This window comes from Tessaracoccus sp. (assembly GCF_016714275.1).
Lineage (GTDB): Bacteria > Actinomycetota > Actinomycetes > Propionibacteriales > Propionibacteriaceae > Arachnia.
On the sequence record NZ_JADJNP010000001.1, the window covers coordinates 1130578 to 1146697 of the forward strand.

At 70.4% G+C, this 16120-nt stretch carries 12 protein-coding genes and 1 pseudogene; 6 read left to right on the forward strand and 7 right to left on the reverse strand.

Annotation, left to right across the window (positions count from 1 at the left end; all coding sequences use genetic code 11):
* Positions 1 to 95: 95 nt before the first annotated feature.
* On the reverse strand, positions 96 to 494 hold the full coding sequence (locus IPJ61_RS05260; protein WP_297103858.1) for a DUF1801 domain-containing protein: 399 nt from the start codon (positions 492 to 494) through the stop codon (positions 96 to 98).
* 72 nt (positions 495 to 566) lie between these two features.
* Here IPJ61_RS05260 and IPJ61_RS05265 point away from each other — a divergent pair, with 72 nt between their 5' ends.
* The gene (locus IPJ61_RS05265; RefSeq protein WP_297103859.1) at positions 567 to 935 is read left to right on the forward strand and encodes an ArsC/Spx/MgsR family protein; all 369 of its coding nucleotides are present in this window, start codon (positions 567 to 569) and stop codon (positions 933 to 935) included.
* Here IPJ61_RS05265 and IPJ61_RS05270 read toward each other — a convergent pair.
* Positions 932 to 1939 (reverse strand): hypothetical protein, encoded by a 1008-nt coding sequence (locus tag IPJ61_RS05270; protein ID WP_297103861.1) that lies wholly within the window; start codon positions 1937 to 1939, stop codon positions 932 to 934. The two genes, IPJ61_RS05265 and IPJ61_RS05270, sit on opposite strands and share 4 nt — an antisense overlap.
* Before the next feature lie 233 nt (positions 1940 to 2172).
* Here IPJ61_RS05270 and IPJ61_RS05275 point away from each other — a divergent pair, with 233 nt between their 5' ends.
* Positions 2173 to 3156, forward strand: a complete 984-nt coding sequence (locus IPJ61_RS05275) for an ADP-ribosylglycohydrolase family protein (protein ID WP_297103863.1) — start codon at positions 2173 to 2175, stop codon at positions 3154 to 3156.
* A gap of 56 nt (positions 3157 to 3212) precedes the next feature.
* Here IPJ61_RS05275 and IPJ61_RS05280 read toward each other — a convergent pair.
* Positions 3213 to 3449: pseudogene (locus IPJ61_RS05280) on the reverse strand (HigA family addiction module antitoxin); the annotation flags it as partial.
* A gap of 109 nt (positions 3450 to 3558) precedes the next feature.
* On the opposite strand from IPJ61_RS05280, the gene IPJ61_RS05285 reads away from it, so the two are divergent.
* From IPJ61_RS05285 to IPJ61_RS05295, 3 genes are all read left to right on the forward strand, one after another.
* A complete protein-coding gene (locus IPJ61_RS05285; protein WP_297103865.1) occupies positions 3559 to 4581 on the forward strand; it encodes a DUF6924 domain-containing protein in 1023 nt (340 codons plus the stop codon).
* 444 nt (positions 4582 to 5025) lie between these two features.
* Complete coding sequence (locus IPJ61_RS05290) at positions 5026 to 5217, forward strand: hypothetical protein (RefSeq protein ID WP_297103867.1); 192 nt, start codon at positions 5026 to 5028, stop codon at positions 5215 to 5217.
* 20 nt (positions 5218 to 5237) lie between these two features.
* A complete protein-coding gene (locus IPJ61_RS05295) occupies positions 5238 to 6437 on the forward strand; it encodes a DUF6895 family protein (RefSeq protein WP_297103869.1) in 1200 nt (399 codons plus the stop codon).
* 37 nt (positions 6438 to 6474) lie between these two features.
* Here the strand turns inward: IPJ61_RS05295 and IPJ61_RS05300 are convergent, their stop codons facing one another.
* From IPJ61_RS05300 to IPJ61_RS05315, 4 genes are all read right to left on the reverse strand, one after another.
* Positions 6475 to 8919: an AAA domain-containing protein gene (locus tag IPJ61_RS05300; RefSeq protein WP_297103871.1), complete on the reverse strand. Its 2445-nt coding sequence runs from the start codon at positions 8917 to 8919 to the stop codon at positions 6475 to 6477.
* A gap of 38 nt (positions 8920 to 8957) precedes the next feature.
* Positions 8958 to 10070, reverse strand: a complete 1113-nt coding sequence (locus IPJ61_RS05305) for a hypothetical protein (protein ID WP_297103873.1) — start codon at positions 10068 to 10070, stop codon at positions 8958 to 8960.
* Positions 10071 to 10113: 43 nt separating this feature from the next.
* Positions 10114 to 12393, reverse strand: coding sequence for a DUF4011 domain-containing protein (locus tag IPJ61_RS05310; protein WP_297103875.1), 2280 nt, complete (start codon positions 12391 to 12393; stop codon positions 10114 to 10116).
* Positions 12394 to 12616: 223 nt separating this feature from the next.
* Positions 12617 to 12739 (reverse strand): hypothetical protein, encoded by a 123-nt coding sequence (locus IPJ61_RS05315; protein WP_297103877.1) that lies wholly within the window; start codon positions 12737 to 12739, stop codon positions 12617 to 12619.
* 146 nt (positions 12740 to 12885) lie between these two features.
* On the opposite strand from IPJ61_RS05315, the gene IPJ61_RS05320 reads away from it, so the two are divergent.
* Complete coding sequence (locus tag IPJ61_RS05320) at positions 12886 to 14769, forward strand: 2OG-Fe(II) oxygenase (RefSeq protein WP_297103881.1); 1884 nt, start codon at positions 12886 to 12888, stop codon at positions 14767 to 14769.
* The last annotated feature ends 1351 nt before the right edge of the window (positions 14770 to 16120 follow it).

Here is a 16120-nt window from a genome sequence, read left to right on the forward strand (position 1 = left end):
CCTACGTCTGACGGATAAGTGCGGCCGGATGGACTCTCTCCCCTCTCGGGGCGAAGAAAGCCTGTCTGGCCGCACTTATCCGTCAGCTGAGCTGTCTAGTGCAGTTCGGCGGCGGCGACGATCAGCCTGGCGATGGGGCCGCGGGCCGCGGCAAGCTCCTCGGGATGCTTCAGCTTCACGTGCCGCATCTTCGACGTGCCAGTGAGCAGCGCGTCGGGGTCGGCGAGGTCGGCGCCGTGCAGCAGGGTCAGGGACACCCATTTCGCGAACGGCGTGACGGCTGCCATGCCCCAGCCGTTGTAGCCGTATTGATGGGCGCCGTAGCCGATGCTCGCATCGACGGTGTCGACGGAGTTCGTCACCTCCGGCAGCGCCTCGACGATCAGACGATGAAGTTCGAGATACACCTCGGCTAGCGGTTCGGGCCGGTTCTTGACGAGAGCGGCCAGCTGCTCGTCGCTCGGGGCCTCGATGTGCGGGTGCGTCTTCGCCATGACCGCAGTCTATTGATGCCTCCGCGTGCTCTCCCCTTCCGCGATCGACGCACCACCGACGAGAATGGCCCGATGAGCGACATCACCATCCTGCACAATCCCCGCTGCTCCACTTCCCGCGCCGCGTTGGAGGCCGTCGAGACATCGGACCGATCGTTCGAGGTGGTGCAGTACCTGAAGGAGCCCCTCGGCGTCGAGCAGCTCCGGGACCTGGTCTCGCTGTTCGAGGGCAACGTCACGGAGTTGGTGCGTCGCGATCCGAACTTCGCACGGGCGGGCCTGACCGAGGCCGACGTGCAGACGGCCGACCAGGTCGTCGCCGTGCTGGCGGAGCATCCCGAACTGCTGCAGCGCCCGATCCTCATTCGTCACGATCCCGACGGCGATCGGGCGATCATCGGCCGCCCGAAGCAGGCGGTTCCGGAGTTCCTCGCCCGCTAGGGGAAGTCCACGCCGGTGAAGGTGATGTGGCCTTCCCAGCGATCGACGACGAAGCCGTCGACGAATGCGTGCTTTGACCGGTCGATCACCACGCGCGCGACGGCCTCGTTGAGGACACGGCCTTCGGGGCCGATGGCCTCGAGGGCCGCGTAGGTGTCCAGCAGGCGGGGGTCGTAAGGGTCGCTGGGGGTGACGCCGCGGGGGAACATCATCGACGCGGTCAGCAGGCCGTCTTCCCAGGTCGCGCCGCTGAAGGACGCGCCGCTCGGGTGCAGGCACTCGAAGCGGCCCTCCGGCTCGAAGCAGCTGTAGCCGCGCTCGCCAAGCACCTTCAGCATCGCCGCGACCTCTGTGCCGAGGGAGCGGAACGGGTGCCACTCCAGCTCGTGCGGTGAAAGGCCGAGGACGGCGACGCCGTCGTGCGTGACGTAGACGATGCCGCTCTCCAACTTCTTGAAGTGCAGCGGGCTGAGGTCGGCGACGGCGGCCTTCAGCGCCTCGACGTCCGCCCCGGGCACCTCCATGGCGTCGAGCACAGGCTCCGCCATCGTCATGACGTATTCGCTGCGTTCCTGCTGGGTGATCGCGTGGTCGAGCAGGGTGACCTGGAACTTCTCGATCTCGGCGTCGTCGGTCAGCTTGAACCGCGCGGTCGCGATCCGCCCGGGCTCCCACCGGTAACAGCCGACGATCTTCCACGGCTCGATCTCCTCGTCGACGCAGTCGAGGCCGTGCTGCGCCGCGAGCTGTGTGATCGCCTCCGGGCGCGGGAGCGGCGCCAGGCTGGGGAGCGTTCCGGTCGGGAGGTGCGTGGTCGGCAGCGACTCCGGCGCGGGCGCATTGGGCGCGGGCTCAGGCGCGCTGGAGGACGACGTTGTGGGGATCGGCTCCGGGGTGGCCCGCGGCCAGAACAGATATGAAGCCCCGGCGATGAGCGCGACCACCAGGCCGATCACGCCGGCGACGAGCCCCGTGGACCGCGCGCGCGATCCACGCTGAGGCATCCCCGGCGAGGTGAGGGTCGGTGAAGTCGGCTCGTACGAGGGTGGCGCGTACGACGGTGGCCCGTAGTGAGGTTGCCCCTGAGCAGGCGGCGTGGGCGGAGAGGGCGTCGTCGGGGATGGCGGCGGCAGGAAGTCCGGCCCTGGTCTCGGATCCATCGTTCACCTCCTCGCCTCGCCAAAGCTAGCGCACTAGGAGGGTGGTTCCCGGGTACCTCCGCCTCTAGGCTCGGGGTATGACCATCCAGCTCACCGAGATTCAGAAGGACCGGGTGTCCGGCGTGCTGCTGGGCCAGGCTGTCGGCGATGCTCTCGGCGTCCCGTACGAGTTCGGGCCGCGCATCCCAATCGGGTCGGCGGAGATGATCGGCGGCGGGCTGGGGCCGTATGCGCCCGGCGAGTGGTCCGACGACACGCAGATGGCCTGCTGCATCGCGCAGGTGACCGCCGACGGCGGCGACCTCAACACCGACGCCGGCCTCGACGCCGTCGCGGCGCGGTTCCTCGAGTGGCGCGCGTGGGGTGCCTCGGACATCGGCAATCTGACCCGCGACGTCCTCGACGGCGTCTCCCCCGGACCTGCGCTCGCGCGCCGGATGACGGAGGTGTCGCGGTCGTTCGCCGTCGGGGATCGTGCCGGGAATGGCGCGCTGATGCGCACGGGCATCGTCGGACTCGTGTCGCTGTACGACCGCGAGTACGGCGCCGAGGCCGCGGCCAACGCGGCGGAGCTGACGCACGCGCACCGGTTGTGCGTCGAGTCGAGCGTGCTGTGGTCCGAGGCCGTGCGGATAGCCGTGCTCACCGGGAAGCTGGATGTGCGCGGCGGGCTGGATCTGCTGCCTGAGGAGTCGGCGAACGCGTGGGAGGCGTGGATCGAGGAGGCCGAGTCGTCGGATCCCGATGCGTTCACGCCGAACGGCTGGACGGTGAGCGCGTTTCAGGCGGCGTGGTCGTCGATCCACGCGACGCGTCACCTCGATGGCGCCGCCCACTTGGAGGCGGCCCTACAGACTGCGGTGGCGATCGGCAACGACACGGACACCGTCGCGGCCATCGCGGGTGCACTCCTGGGCGCCCGGTACGGCGCCTCCGCGATTCCCGCTGAGTGGGCCGACGCGGTCCACGGATGGCCGGGCCTCCGCGCCGACGACCTCCGCCGCCTCGCCCTGGACACCGCCCTCAACGGCCACGTCAGGATCGACCGCGGCCACGGCTAGTCGGCACCTTCTTCCAGCAGAAGGCAGTTGTGGCGTCACTGACGCAACAACTCAACCTACCCCGCGACCAGCAACACAACCCGACTCAGATCGTCGGCGTGCTGGTCGCGTGCAACCTCGAGGTCGTAGTCGGTCTGGATGTTGATCCAGAACCGATCATCAACACCAAGCGCCCTGGATAGGCGCAACGCCGTGTCGGTGGTGATCGACCGCCTGCCGCGAACGATCTCACTGATCCGCGTCTGCGGGAGCCCTGTTGCCTGCGCAAGCCTGTACTGCGAGATGCTGAGCGGCTCGAGAAGCTCTTACCTGCCTGACACGTTGGCTTCCAAGTGATGACTCTATGAACCGGCACCGACAAAAAGAGATCAATGCCTCCAGCCGCCATGCCAGGATGGACTCATGGCGACAACGTGGCGCGACCTCCTGCTGAACCAGCTCGACTTCTACTGGAAGGTCCAACTTCAGCCGCAGCTGGAGAGCCTGACGGACGACGAGTACCTACGGGAGCCCATCCACGAGGAATGGCTACGCAACCACGGCCACGACATGTGGGGGGGCGGCCCCTTCATCGTCTCAGGGCCCCAGATCATCTCGATCGCATGGGGAATGGCGAACATCGGCCGGGACATCTTCGGCAGACCAGCACGGGTACTCTTCGGCGGGTCTGAGGCGCTCGACGAGGTTCGGTTGTTCGGCCACGACCCCGACCAACCGGAGACGCTCCCCCCGACGGCAGAAGGCGGACTCGCGCTCCTCGAACAGGGCTACACGCTCTGGCACGACGGCATCGCCAGCCTTGACGACGACGCTCTCCTCCGCCCGATCGGCCCGAAAGGCGATCTGTTCGCCGATGAGTCCATGGCGGCTCTTGTGCTCCATCTCAACCGGGAGGCGGCGACTCAGGGCGCCGCGATCTGCTTACTGCTGGACCTGTACCGTGGAGGCCCGCGCCGGGCCGAGCCGGAACCATACGCGCCTCTGCCTTGGGAGGACGGCGTGTACTCATCTCCCCTACCTGCAAACGCGGGCTTCCTTCTCCTCCGCACCGACTACTCCGACGACGCCGCGTGGAGCACGGCACTGGAGGCGGCGACGGCGGTGTATCCCGGGAGCGAGTGGAACGTGGGAGCGGCGTTGACAACGTTGGAGGGTCCCGAACTGGACGGCCTGACCCCTGAGGAGATCGTCGCGCTGCCCCGGGATGCGGATCTGTTCGTCCTGGCGGTGGCCGACAGCCAGACCATGCGGGACAACACCATCCTGTTCATGGACCTGAGCAGGTACTCCGACGAGATCGGCCGCACCTTCCGAGCTATTCCCGAGGCCGTCGAGACGATCGTCGTGAACTTGGAGATCGGGAACGTGAGCTTCTTCGAGCTCGCCGATGAAGCCGACGCCGACGGCGTCTTCCGGTACGCCTAGCCTGCAGCGCCGGTTGAGCCAACAACCGCTGGTCGAGCCGACCAGCGTTGGTTGAGCCGGCCCGCCACGCTGGTTGAGCCGCCCACCGCTGGTTGAGCCGGCCCCCGCGCTGGTTGAAGCCGGCCCCCACGCTGCTTGAGCCGCCCACCGCTGGTTGAGCCGGCCCCCGCGCTGGTTGAAGCCGGCCCCCACGCTGCTTGAGCCGCCCACCGCTGGTTGAGCCGGCCCCCCGCGCGGAGCGCCGGGGGCCGTGTCGAAACCAATCAACTGGCACCCGGTTCGTGGACCGGTCTTCGGCTGTTGCCACTGAAGCCCCACATTTCTGGGGACATGTATCACCGACGGGGTCGCCCGCTCTTTCCTCGTGTACGGACCAAATCGGGCGTACAGATGGAAGGAACAACCATGCCTATTCAGAAGAGGACCGCATTGCAGGACCGCGTGATGCGTGAGCTCGTCGAGACGCGAGCGATCGATTTCGAGGCCATCGGCAGCCTGTTCGGCAAGTACGGTGCACAGGCCGCGCTCGAAGGCGACGCTCTGGTCAGCATCGTCAACGGGAACGCGATCTGGAACTGCGGCTGGCCGGGACCGGAGATCCTCAGCCTGGACGCCGTTCGCGACATGCAGCGCTGAGGAACCGAGTTCGTACGGCCATGCTGAAGTCCGCACCACTTCAGATCGTCTCAGGAGCAGGCGCCGAGGATGTCGCGCGCCTGCTCCTTGACGCCGTCCGGCTGGCCCGGAGGGTGGTCGCTGCCTCCAGGGGGCCGCGGGGAACCGACGCCGCACCGGCACTCATCGGCGAGAAGGTGCGCAACGAGGCGGCGATGCTGCTGCGTTCCGCGTGGCCGCTCCGAACGAGCACGCCAGACCTGTCCGCTGAACTCGACGGCTTGGCCGACGACCTCGCCACCCGCGACGTCGGCGAGCTCGGGGTCCGGCTCTGTCTTCATCCCGGGATAGCGATCGATCTCGCACTCGTCCCGCTACATCTGCGCGACATCAGCCGCAGCGATCCGCGCGTGGATGCACTCTTGGACGCAATCCTCAACGACCGGCTGCACGGCCCCGAACGCCCCGCCAACCGACAGCTTGAGCAGTTGTGGTTGCAGTCGCTGTGGACAGGCGAGGTCGACTCGACAGCGGTCGACGCCGTCGCGCACTCATCGTGTCTCGCGTGGGAGTTCGACCACCTCAGCGGCACCACCGACGACGCCTACGCCTTCACCCACGCCATCTTGTATGCCACGGACCACGGCCGACGACGCATCCCGCTCCCTCGGCCTGTTGACCAGATCGTGGCTGACGCCGACGGCATCCTCGCCGTCGCCCTGGCCGCTGAGAACTACGACGTCGCCGCCGAAATCCTGTGGACGTGGCCGATGCTCCACATCCCGTGGTCCCAACTCGCCGTGGAGGCGTGGCATCTTCTCGCCAACATTGCGCTCACCACCGGTTTCCTGCCCGGCCCAGGCTTCGACGAAGCCATCCTGGACCGATTGCCCGCGGCGGAGCAGGACGCGTACCTGCTTCAGACCAGCTACCACACCACACTGGTCCACGGCATGCTGCTGGCTGCGGCAGTCGGCCCCGCCGCGCCGGCTCTGCCCGCGTTCCTAACATCGCGCCAGACCCACACCGATCCCGCCACGGTAACCATGGCCCTCCGCCGCGCAGTCGCCACTGCGGACATCGCCGCGATCGCGACGATCGTCCGGGACGCCGATGACTCCGGGCTCCCAGCCACCCCAGCCCTGCGTCAGTCCCGCCGCCTCCTCGCTACCGCTGCCGTGTGCGCCAAACTCGCCCAAGTCCGACGCCGCGCCGCGGCCCCGAACACGGAACCGGCGTGAGTAGACCCATCCTTCTGTGTTCTCTCTTGAATCTGACTCAACTGCCAAGCAGTAGGCCATCTCCGTTCCGCACTAGCCGTCCCCAGGCCAGACCGACAGCGAGAGCGCGGTCCAGGCTTTGCACGGCCTTTAGAGTTCTCCGCTTCATCCCGAACACCTGAAGCGTCTCCGTCCGCAACTCGTCGTCCTCCATGCCGTGGGCATTGATACAGAGGTCACGCATCGCGTTGGCAAGTTCGATCTCTGAGATCTGGTCAATCGATCGCTGTCCCAGCGGGTCCGCTCGATAGAGCAGCCATGCGCGCTGGTCCGTGTCGGGTGGCCAGTAGAAACCACTGGTGTCGGGGCTGCCGACGACCGCACGTTGGATCGCCGCCGAGCGCGACGCCGCCACCCGGGACAGCCCGAACGCCGCCGCAGTGAGCTTCACGAGGCGATCGACATGGATGGGGCCCTCATGACGAATACCAGCCGAGAGGACCTCACTCACGCGTCGCGCGGCGCTGCGGGAAGATCCAGAGCGCGCGTCGAGCGCATCCAGTACGTCCAGAGGTCCCGCGTATCCGGGATCCCAGGGATCAAACGCGCGGCTGAGCGACGGACTTGATGCAGCGGTGACAGGTGACGCCGCCGGTGCTGCACGCAACGCACCCACGGCGCCTACCCCGTCCGCTTGTTCGTCTCTCGTCAGGTCCATCCCCCGATCGGGCTCTTCATCACCCGCTGCTGAGCGCCTTGCGCGCAGGACGCCGGGCTGGTCCTCACGGGGCAGGGGCGCGGAAGCAGGCTCCGCCACAGCGTCCCTGACCGTCGTCACGGCCTGCACGAGGCGATCGAGAACGGCATCTCGGTCAGTCAACCACTCGGGCAGCCATACTCGCTCGACGGCAGGCCAACGCATGGCCTTACGGAGCACGTCGCTCGGCATTCCGTCACGGTCGCCGACAGTGCGTCTTCCCGCCCACAGCGGGCCGTCGAGGAGCACCGCGACGAGTGGCTGCTCGGGATCCGACGCTTCGGCCAGCTGCAGGTCGACGCGGAAGTCGGAGAGCCCCACGTCCGTCAAGACCGCCAGGCCGCGGCCGCGAACTGCCTCCGCCATCTCCTCACGATGCCTGTCGATGTTGAGCGCGCGCGTCACCGCCCGCTCAAGCGTGCCTGTGCCGGATGCCGCGACGTCGAGGTAGCCCCGGAGATGCTTGATTCCGACCGACGACGTCTCCTCGGCACGTAGCTGGGACGGGTCGAAGGAGGAGAACACGATGACCTGGCGGCGCGCGCGAGTGACGGCGACGTTGAGTCGTCGCTCGCCGCCCGTCCGGTTTAGCGGACCAAAGTTCAGGGGCAGCACGCCGCGCTCGTTGACGCTGAAGGCTGTCGAGAACAACACGACATCACGCTCGTCGCCTTGCACGTTCTCCAGGTTCTTCACGAAGAGCCCGTTTCCGTTTGGGGAGTCGAGCGCCTCCACCAAGCGGTCGTCGCCGGTGTCACGGAGGAGCGCCTCGATGTAGGCGCGCTGCTGCTGGTTGAAGGTCACCACGCCGATGGAGGGCACGCTGCCCTCTGGGGCATGCTCGAACCTTCGCTGGATCTCTTCGACGACGGCCTTCGCCTCGGCCGGATTGGTGCGCTTGAGCTTGCCGCCGCCAGAGCGGAGAAACTCGCCGTCGACGCGCACCAGGGTAATTCCGTGCCCGTCAATGGATCTGTCGCTGGATCCGACGGTGGGCGACGGGAACGACGAGAGCTTGCCGTCGTAGTAGTGCGCGTTGCTAAATGCGATCAGCGTCTCGTCCTGCGAGCGGTAGTGCCAGGTGAGCCATTCGCGCCGTACCCGTGCTTGGACGCACTCCGACAGGATCGACTCCTCGTCCTCTACGACGCCCTCAGGGCCGTCCTCTTCCTCCTCGCTGTCGGAGCGCCAGCTCACCTCGGCGAACGAGGTAGGAGGCATCTGCTTGCTGTCGCCGACGACAACCACCGAGCGGGCCCGACCGATGGCCCCGATGGCGTCCGCCACGCGGATCTGGGACGCCTCGTCGAAGACGACGATGTCGAACACCTGGGAGCCCAGCGGGAGGAAGCGCGCGACCGAGTCTGGGCTGACCAGTACGCAGGGCATGATCTCTGTGACGAGGTTGCCGAACTGCGCCATCAGCTCGCGAACGCTGAGGCCGCCACGCTGCCGGCCCAGCTCGCGCTTGAGCCGGCCGACCTGCCCGGCGGTGCTGTCGCCCGAGAAGGTGCGGCGTTCCAGCGCCTGGGCCGCCAGGGCACCGCGAAGCGTTGCCCGGATCTCCGCGTTCGATTCGACAAACCGCTGGATGGCTCGCTGATGCGAGCCTGCGTCGAATCCCTCCAGTCCCTGCGATTGGGTCCGTTCGGCGAGCGACGCCGCTGTGAGCCCTCGTTCGAGCGCGACCGAGGCCGCGTCGCTGGCCAACTCACCCGTGAGAAGCTGCCGGTGCGCATCGTCCATGCCGTGGCCGGCAAGCGGTGCGAGGTGCCGCCGAAGCTCTACCCAGCGGACCAACGATCGCAGCTGCGGGTCCAGTGGCTCGCGACGGGCGGACGTGGCCAGCCACCGCGGAAGGAATCCCTCCTGGCCTGCCCATGCCTCAAGGGACGCTGCGCTCGTTCCAACGAGGCCGGGCAACTCCCCAGCGCCACCGCGAAGGCGTCCAGTCGAGCCATCGAGGCTGGATCAGGAGCGGCGGGGACGGCAAGAAGGTCTCGGAGCGCGCCCGTCAACGCCCCGTCATCCGTGGTCGGATCAACAGCGTCAGCCATCTCCTGCAACCATGCGGCTTGCTGGGTGAGGTGCGTCAGGCCCTCGCCCGCAAGCACATTCCAGTCAGTCGGCAACGAGATCCCGGGCACTGCGTTGGCCTGAGCGACCAGGCTTCGCATGTGCTGCTGAATGCCCAGCCACCTTGTCAGGTGCGTGACGGCCTCCTTGCGGTCGATGCCGACACCCGCAACCGACCCCTTGAATTCCTCGATAACCGCGAGTTGGCGCTTCTTCCTGCCCCAGAACGAGGACCGAGCTGCCGCTTGCGCGCGGGCCAGGATATCCCCGAGCGGAAGGTCAAGAATGCTCGGCGTCGCGGGACTGAGGGCGGGAAGCGCGCCCGACTGGAACTGCGTGAGGGCGGTCTCGATGCCCTGGATGGCGCTCCTCCAGCGTTCCGTGCGCGCCTCGTCGAGCAGCGTCAAAGGCGGCCTCGCGTGGATGAGCCGCTGAAGTAGACGCGCCTCCGCAGGCCGGCGCACCGTCCGAACCGCGCGGCCAAACGCCGTGGACGGCGGGGCGTTCCGGGCGGCGTCATCGATGGCTCGCACCGCGGATCCGACCGCCGCGATATCGATCTGCTCCGGCGCATCCGCTCCCACGAAACCCCAGGGGGCGTTCGGCGAGGGAGACGCGGGATCTGCCACCTCAGGCAGCAGCCGCATCACCCTTCGCAGCTCGTCGATCGCGGCCTCGTTTCCGGGCTGGACGAGGCGTTCCGGAACGGCGATTTCGGGCTCCGAAGCTCCGTTGAACGCGAGACGCTGGGTCTCAGAGGAGTACATGGAGAGGCCGGCGGCATTGGTCTCGTGAAGCCGGCGGGCGTAGCGGTCAAGCACGTTTCCGGAGGATCGGTTCACCTCGGTGCGAGCCCTCAATCCTTCAAGGTCGCCCCCGGGCGGTGAGGTCGAGGGCTTGCGCGATCTGTCGTCGCACCGTGGCGGGCTTGCTCAGCTTGTCGTGCAGATCCAGGGTGAATGCGCCAAGCCCCACATCGTCGACCCGACCGCTCACCACGTCGAGCGCCGCCCGCTTCTCGGCGACGAACAGCACCTTCTTGCCGGTTGCGATGGCTCGGGCGAGGAGGTTGGCGATGGTCTGGGATTTCCCGGTGCCGGGCGGCCCCTCAAGGACGAAGGTCCGGCCGGCGAGTGCGTCGGAGACGGCAACGAGCTGAGAACCGTCGGCGGGGATGGGGCACTGCGTCGCCAGCTCTTCGAGGTCGGCCTGGTGCGTTGCCTGAACCGGATCGACGAACTCCTCGGTCGGGCTGAGTGCCAGGTGCCGCACGAGCGGCGCCTGTATGAGCTGCTCCCAGCCCTCGTCGATGTCCTTCCAGAGCCGATACTTGGCGAACTGAAGGATGGCGATGTCCGCGGTCTCCTCGACGCGGAAGGGCAGTCCCTTCTCGGCCAGTGCCTGCCTCATGGCCCCGAAGGCCGCTCCGAGATCAATTCCCGATGCGTCGAGCACCGGGTTCTCAAGCCCTGGGACAGTGAGGCCAAAGCTCTGCCGGAGCCGCTCAAGAAGGCAATAGTTCGGCGTGCTCTGGCCCGCCTCGTCCCCCGTGATCTGGTAGATCCCCCCGCGCCGCCCCGCCTGCAGCACGAGCGGGACGAGCACCAGCGGAGACCGAAGCGTGCGGCCGTCGAGGTCCCACACCAACGAGCCGAGCGCAAGGTACAGGTTGTTGGCTCCGGTCTCCTCTTGGATGGTGCGCGCCTTGTACGCCAGCGAACGCAGCCGGCTGAGGTACGTGGCGGAGCTGATGTCGGTGTAGACGGCGCGCTGGTCGGCGTAGGTCTGCCGGAGGAACTGCTCGGGCAGGTCGGCCGCGGTGCGGCCGTACTGCGCCTTCAATGCGTCCGGCACGTCGTCGGATGGACGCAGACCGACGAGCCTGTGCGCGTTGAGGTGATCTTCGAGGGCCCGAAGGCTGTCGGCATCAAGGTGCAGATGGACGGCGCTGCGCGCTGTGAAATTGATCAGTCGATTGCGCAGACCGAGATCCAGCAGCGCGTTCTTCCACTGCCGTACCCGGGCGGGCATGGGCCGCGCGTCTGACTGTGTTGGAGGTGGCGCCGTCGTGGGGACCTGTTCGGCCGGCGCGACGCTGTGCTCGGCGGGTCGGTATTCGACGACGTTGACGACGCCGTCTCTCCGCTCGATGGCGGGCAGCGGCGTGATGCGGCTGCGCCGGGCGGCGTAGACGTCGAGAACACGGAGGACGTCGTCGGGATTCCGCCGCACGGCCTGTCCCCCGGCTGTACGCGCCTGTTCGAAGGCAGCGTCTGGGCGCGTCAGCATCGTGGTCTCGACGATGGCCAGGTATCCGAGGTCGATGAAGTTGAGGAGGTCAGAGGCGTCGTAGGTGACCGATGACGACGACTCGACCTCGGCCCGCCAGTATCCGAGCACCGCATGCCCTCTGAGGATCCAGATCTGCGGATGGAGGCCTACCTGTTCCAGCGCGGCGGCCATAACTACACAGGTGTCGAGGCAGGTTCCCAAGCGCCCGTCGATCACCGCCGCTGGGGTGCGCACCTTCTGTCCGACGTCGGCCCAGCTTGCGGGCGGCTCGGCGTAGTTAATGCCCTTCTCTTGGAGCGCCGCGAACACCGCCGCCGCGAGCAGGTCGACCCGATCGGGGTCGTCGGACTGGTACCCGTCGAGGGCCGCGTTCCCGCTCTGGGCCTTCGCGAGGTCGGCGACGCGTGGCATCAGCGCAGTGATCTGTGGCGCGTTCGGCATGACGTGAACGGCGAGCAGCTCTTCCGCGAGCCCCGGTGGCACCGCGAGCCACTGGCTTCCAGCGAGGATCGCGACGTCCTCATCGACGCTGGCCACTTCTTCGCCGTCGTGGACCACGGCGATGTGTACGCTTCCCGGACGCCGTTCCTCCACCTGCTCCATCGCCTCCGGAAGGAGACGCAGGCCGATGTCATTGAGCACAATCGACGAGTCCGCCGCGAGGTCGAGCAGCCTCGTCCACGGACGTGACAGCGCGCCTTGGGTGTCGACCACCGACACGCTGAGTTCCGCAGCCTCTCGCGCCGGCCCCGCGTTGGTGACTTCGATCTGCCGTACCGGCGAGATTCCCGTGTGCGCCATCGCGTGGCTGATGACCGGCGTGACCACGGCCGTGACGGTGACCTGCGACATCGTCGTCCTCCTTGAGTTACCCACGACATCGTAGGGGTGCCCACCGACAGACTGGGCACGGGCTCAGTCGACACCGCGCGCCTCGACAAGCGCAGCGCCGTGCCGGTAGTGATAGCACCCTCGCGCCGATACTCGCTACCGTGGCAACATGCCGAAGCCCCCGCGCCACAAGCTCGTCCGGCTCCTTGCCGGGAGCACGCTGCAGCAGCACGACAGCGCCTCCTTAAAGCTCCCTCCCGAGGTCCTCGAACTCGCCGTCGACGGCATCGGCCGCGTCGACCTGCCGTTGAAGCCTGCCCAGATCAAGAAGCTGATCGACGCCGGCGAGCCCGCGCACTTCGGCCACGGGGAGGACACGCTGCTGGACACCTCCGTGCGCGACACCTGGCAGCTCACCCCTGCGCAGGTCACCCTCGGGGGTCCGCGCTGGATGCTGCACTCGCTCAGGCGCTGCGCGACCTGTCCGACGACCTGGGCATCCCCTCGACGTCGATGCTCCGGCCCGAACTGCACTCGCTCCTCGTCTACGGAAAAGGGCAGTTCTTCGCGGCCCATCAGGACTCGGAGAAGCACGACGACATGGTCGCCACGCTCGTCGTCGCCCTGCCGTCGGCGCACACCGGCGGGGAGCTCGTCGTCGACGACCGCGGCACGTTCAAGCGCTATCCCGCGTCGAGGCAGGAGCTGGTCCTCGTCGCGTTCTACGCGGACAGGCGTCACGAGGTGCTTCCGGTCAAGACCGGCACGCGTGCGACGCTCACCTTCAACCTGCGGCTGGAGACGAATCCGGAGGCGACGACGAACGGCCCAGTCGAGGAGGCCGCCGCACTGCTCACCGAGCACTTCACGACGCCGACGAAGGCCTACTCCTTCTCTGCTCCCGAGACCCCGGCCAGACTGTGCGTCCTGCTCGATCACGAGTACAGCCAGCGCGGGCTGAGCCAGGGTCTGTTGAAGGGGACCGACGTCGAGCGGGTCGCCACGCTGACCGCGGCGGCGGCGCTTGCGGACTGCGAGTATGCGCTCGCGCAGGCGGAGATCGCCGAAACCTGGGACGCCGGGGTCTACGACGAGTTCCGCAGCCCCTTCCCCGACGACTACGAGGACGACGAGCCGGACGTGCTGAATCAGCTCATCGACGGCTCCACGACGCTGACGTGGTGGACGGACACGAAGACGAAGGGCAAGATCGACCTCCGCATCGCCGACATCGAGGCGTGCGCCGTCACGCCGTCGCATCAGACGACGCCCTACAACGCCGATTACACCGGGTACATGGGCAACTACGGCAACACGATGGACCGCTGGTACCGCCGTGCGGCGCTGGTGATCTGGCCGCGGGCTGACGGCTTCGCCGCGCGCGCTGCAGCAAACCCGGGTTGGGCGTTGCGGACGGCGCTGAAGTCCGTCCGCCGCCGCGATATCGAGCAGGCGCGGGCGGAGGTCGCCAGACTGGTCCGGGAGTGGCGCAATGTGTCCGACGACGACCTGCTCGTCGCGCTGGGCCTGGCCTTCGGCGTGGCCGATCCCGACCTCGCGCTCGACGTGCTCACGCCCTTCCGGTTGGAGGCCCTCACCGTCGAGCATGCCGCGCCTCTTTCTATGTTGCCGGAGTCGTATCCCGCTTCGTGGTGGGCATCGCTACGCACCAGGTGGGAGAGCAGGGGCTGGGCCGCGGGCGACGAGCGCCGCAAATGGGTCGAGAGCAACCTGGTTCCGCTGACCACGGAACTCCGCGCAGTGGATGGCCAGGTGGTAGCGAGTTGGCTCGTGGGCTGGCTCTGGGACTGGGCCGAGCAGCAGGTCCAGGCTGCGCTGCGCCAGCCCAACCCACAGCGTCGCGACGGCGACCTGACCGCCCTCGGGCCCGCCGTTGCCGCGATACTCGGCGCCGCCGACGACGTCTGGCGCCAGACGATCACCCGGAAGCTCGTCGACTTCGATGTCGTCGCGCTCCCTCTCCTCGTGTCCATCCTTCGCAGCACTCCCCCGCCCTGGACCGACGGCGTCAACAATCTCGCCCGCGCGGCTCAGACCTGGCTGGAGCAGATCCTGGCCCGGCCGCCCCGCGCCGCCGACGATTGGTCGATCGCCTGGGTCAGCCCGGGCGACGATGCCGACCTTGACCGCCTCGCCGCGTTCCTCAACTCCGCGGAGAACCGCACTCTGGAGTGGCGCCTCGCGGGCCCCCGCCGCCAGACGATCCACCGCACCATCGACGTCACAGGGCTTCCTGTTACGCACGTCACCCGCCGCACCGGCAGCCCGTTCACCCTGGTGCTGACGAAGACCGAAGAACTGTTCGACCGCGAGGACCGGGCCCGCCAAAGCGCAGGCGAAACCCTCGCGTCGCTGCAGGCCGCTCTCCCGGCGTGATTCACTCCCACCGCCCGACGAACCACGCTATCCTGCTCTTGACTGACCGGCCCGCGGGGGGGGGCCGCGGGGGGCGGGGGGGGGCGGGGCCCCGCGGGCGCGGGGAGACCCAAGGGCGGGGCGGGGCGGGCCGGGGGCCGGCGGGCCCGGCGGCGGGGGCCCGCGCGCGGCGCCGGGGGCCCCGGGCCCCGCCCCGGGGCGGGGCGGGGGCGGGGGGGGGGGCCGGCGGGGGGCGGGGGGGCGGGGCGGGCCGGGCCGGGCCCGCCCCGGCCGCCGGGCCGCCGGGGGGGGGGGGGGGGGGGGGCCCGGCGGCCCCGCCCCCCGGGGCGGGGGGGGGCGCCGGGGGGGCGGCGGGGGGGGGGGCGGGGGGGGGGCGGGGGGGGGGGCGGGGGCGGGGGCGGGGGCGGGGGGGGGGGGGGGGGGGGGGGGGGGGGGGGGGGGGGCGGGGGGGGGGGGGGGGGGGGGGGGCGGGGGGGCGGCGGGCGGGGGGGGGGGCCGGGGGCGGGGGGGGGGGGGGGGGGGGGCGGGGCCCCCCCCGGCGCGGGCCCCCGGGCGGGGGGGGGGGGGGGGGGGGGGGGGGGGGCGGGCCCCCGGGCGGGGGGGCCGGGCGCCGGGGGGGGGGGGGGGCGGGGGGGCCCCGGGGGCCCGCGGGGGGGGGGGGGGGCCGCCCCCCCGCCGGGGGGGCCGGCCCCGCCCCCGGGGGGGCCCCCCCCCCCCGCGGGGGGGGGGGCCGGGGGGGGGCGGGGGGGGGGGGGGGGGGGGGGGGGGGGGGGGGGGGGGGGGGGGGGGGGGGGGCGGGCGGCCCCGGGGGGGGGGCCCCGGGGGGGGGCCCCCCCCGCCGGGGGCCCCGGGGGGCCCCCCCCCGCCCCCCCCGCCCCGCCCCCCCCCCCCCCGGGCCGCCGCCGGGGGGGGTGGGGGGGGGGGGGCCGGGGGGGGGCGGGGCGCGGGGGGGGGGGGGCGGGGGGGGGGGGGGGGGGGGGGGGGGGGGCGGGCCGCCGCGGGGGGGCGCCCGGGGGGGGGGGCGGGCGGGCGGGCGGGGGGGGCCCCCCGCGGGGGGCGGGGGCGGGGGGCCCCCCGCCCGGGGCCCCCCCCCCGCCCGGGGGGCGGGGGGGGGGGGGGGGCCCGCGGCGCCGCGGGCCCCCCGGGGGGGGGGGCGGCGGGGGGGCCCCCCGGCCGGGGGGGGCCCCCCCGGGGGGGGGGCCGGGGCCGGGCGGGGGGGCGGGGCGCCCCCCGGGGGGCGGGGGGGGGGGGGGGGGGGGGGGGGCCGGGCGGGCGGGGCCCCCCCGCGGGGGGGGGGGGGGGCCGCCGCCGCCCCCCCCCCCGCGCCGGGGGCGGCGGGGGGGGGGGGGCC

Bases quoted from the DNA above. Each gene is read 5' to 3' on its own strand.
- IPJ61_RS05260 (WP_297103858.1), bottom strand. From the start codon at position 494: ATGGCGAAGACGCACCCGCACATCGAGGCCCCGAGCGACGAGCAGCTG.
- IPJ61_RS05265 (WP_297103859.1), top strand. From the start codon at position 567: ATGAGCGACATCACCATCCTGCACAATCCCCGCTGCTCCACTTCCCGC.
- IPJ61_RS05270 (WP_297103861.1), bottom strand. From the start codon at position 1,939: ATGCCTCAGCGTGGATCGCGCGCGCGGTCCACGGGGCTCGTCGCCGGC.
- IPJ61_RS05275 (WP_297103863.1), top strand. From the start codon at position 2,173: ATGACCATCCAGCTCACCGAGATTCAGAAGGACCGGGTGTCCGGCGTG.
- IPJ61_RS05285 (WP_297103865.1), top strand. From the start codon at position 3,559: ATGGCGACAACGTGGCGCGACCTCCTGCTGAACCAGCTCGACTTCTAC.
- IPJ61_RS05290 (WP_297103867.1), top strand. From the start codon at position 5,026: ATGCGTGAGCTCGTCGAGACGCGAGCGATCGATTTCGAGGCCATCGGC.
- IPJ61_RS05295 (WP_297103869.1), top strand. From the start codon at position 5,238: ATGCTGAAGTCCGCACCACTTCAGATCGTCTCAGGAGCAGGCGCCGAG.
- IPJ61_RS05300 (WP_297103871.1), bottom strand. From the start codon at position 8,919: ATGGACGATGCGCACCGGCAGCTTCTCACGGGTGAGTTGGCCAGCGAC.
- IPJ61_RS05310 (WP_297103875.1), bottom strand. From the start codon at position 12,393: ATGTCGCAGGTCACCGTCACGGCCGTGGTCACGCCGGTCATCAGCCAC.
- IPJ61_RS05320 (WP_297103881.1), top strand. From the start codon at position 12,886: ATGCTCCGGCCCGAACTGCACTCGCTCCTCGTCTACGGAAAAGGGCAG.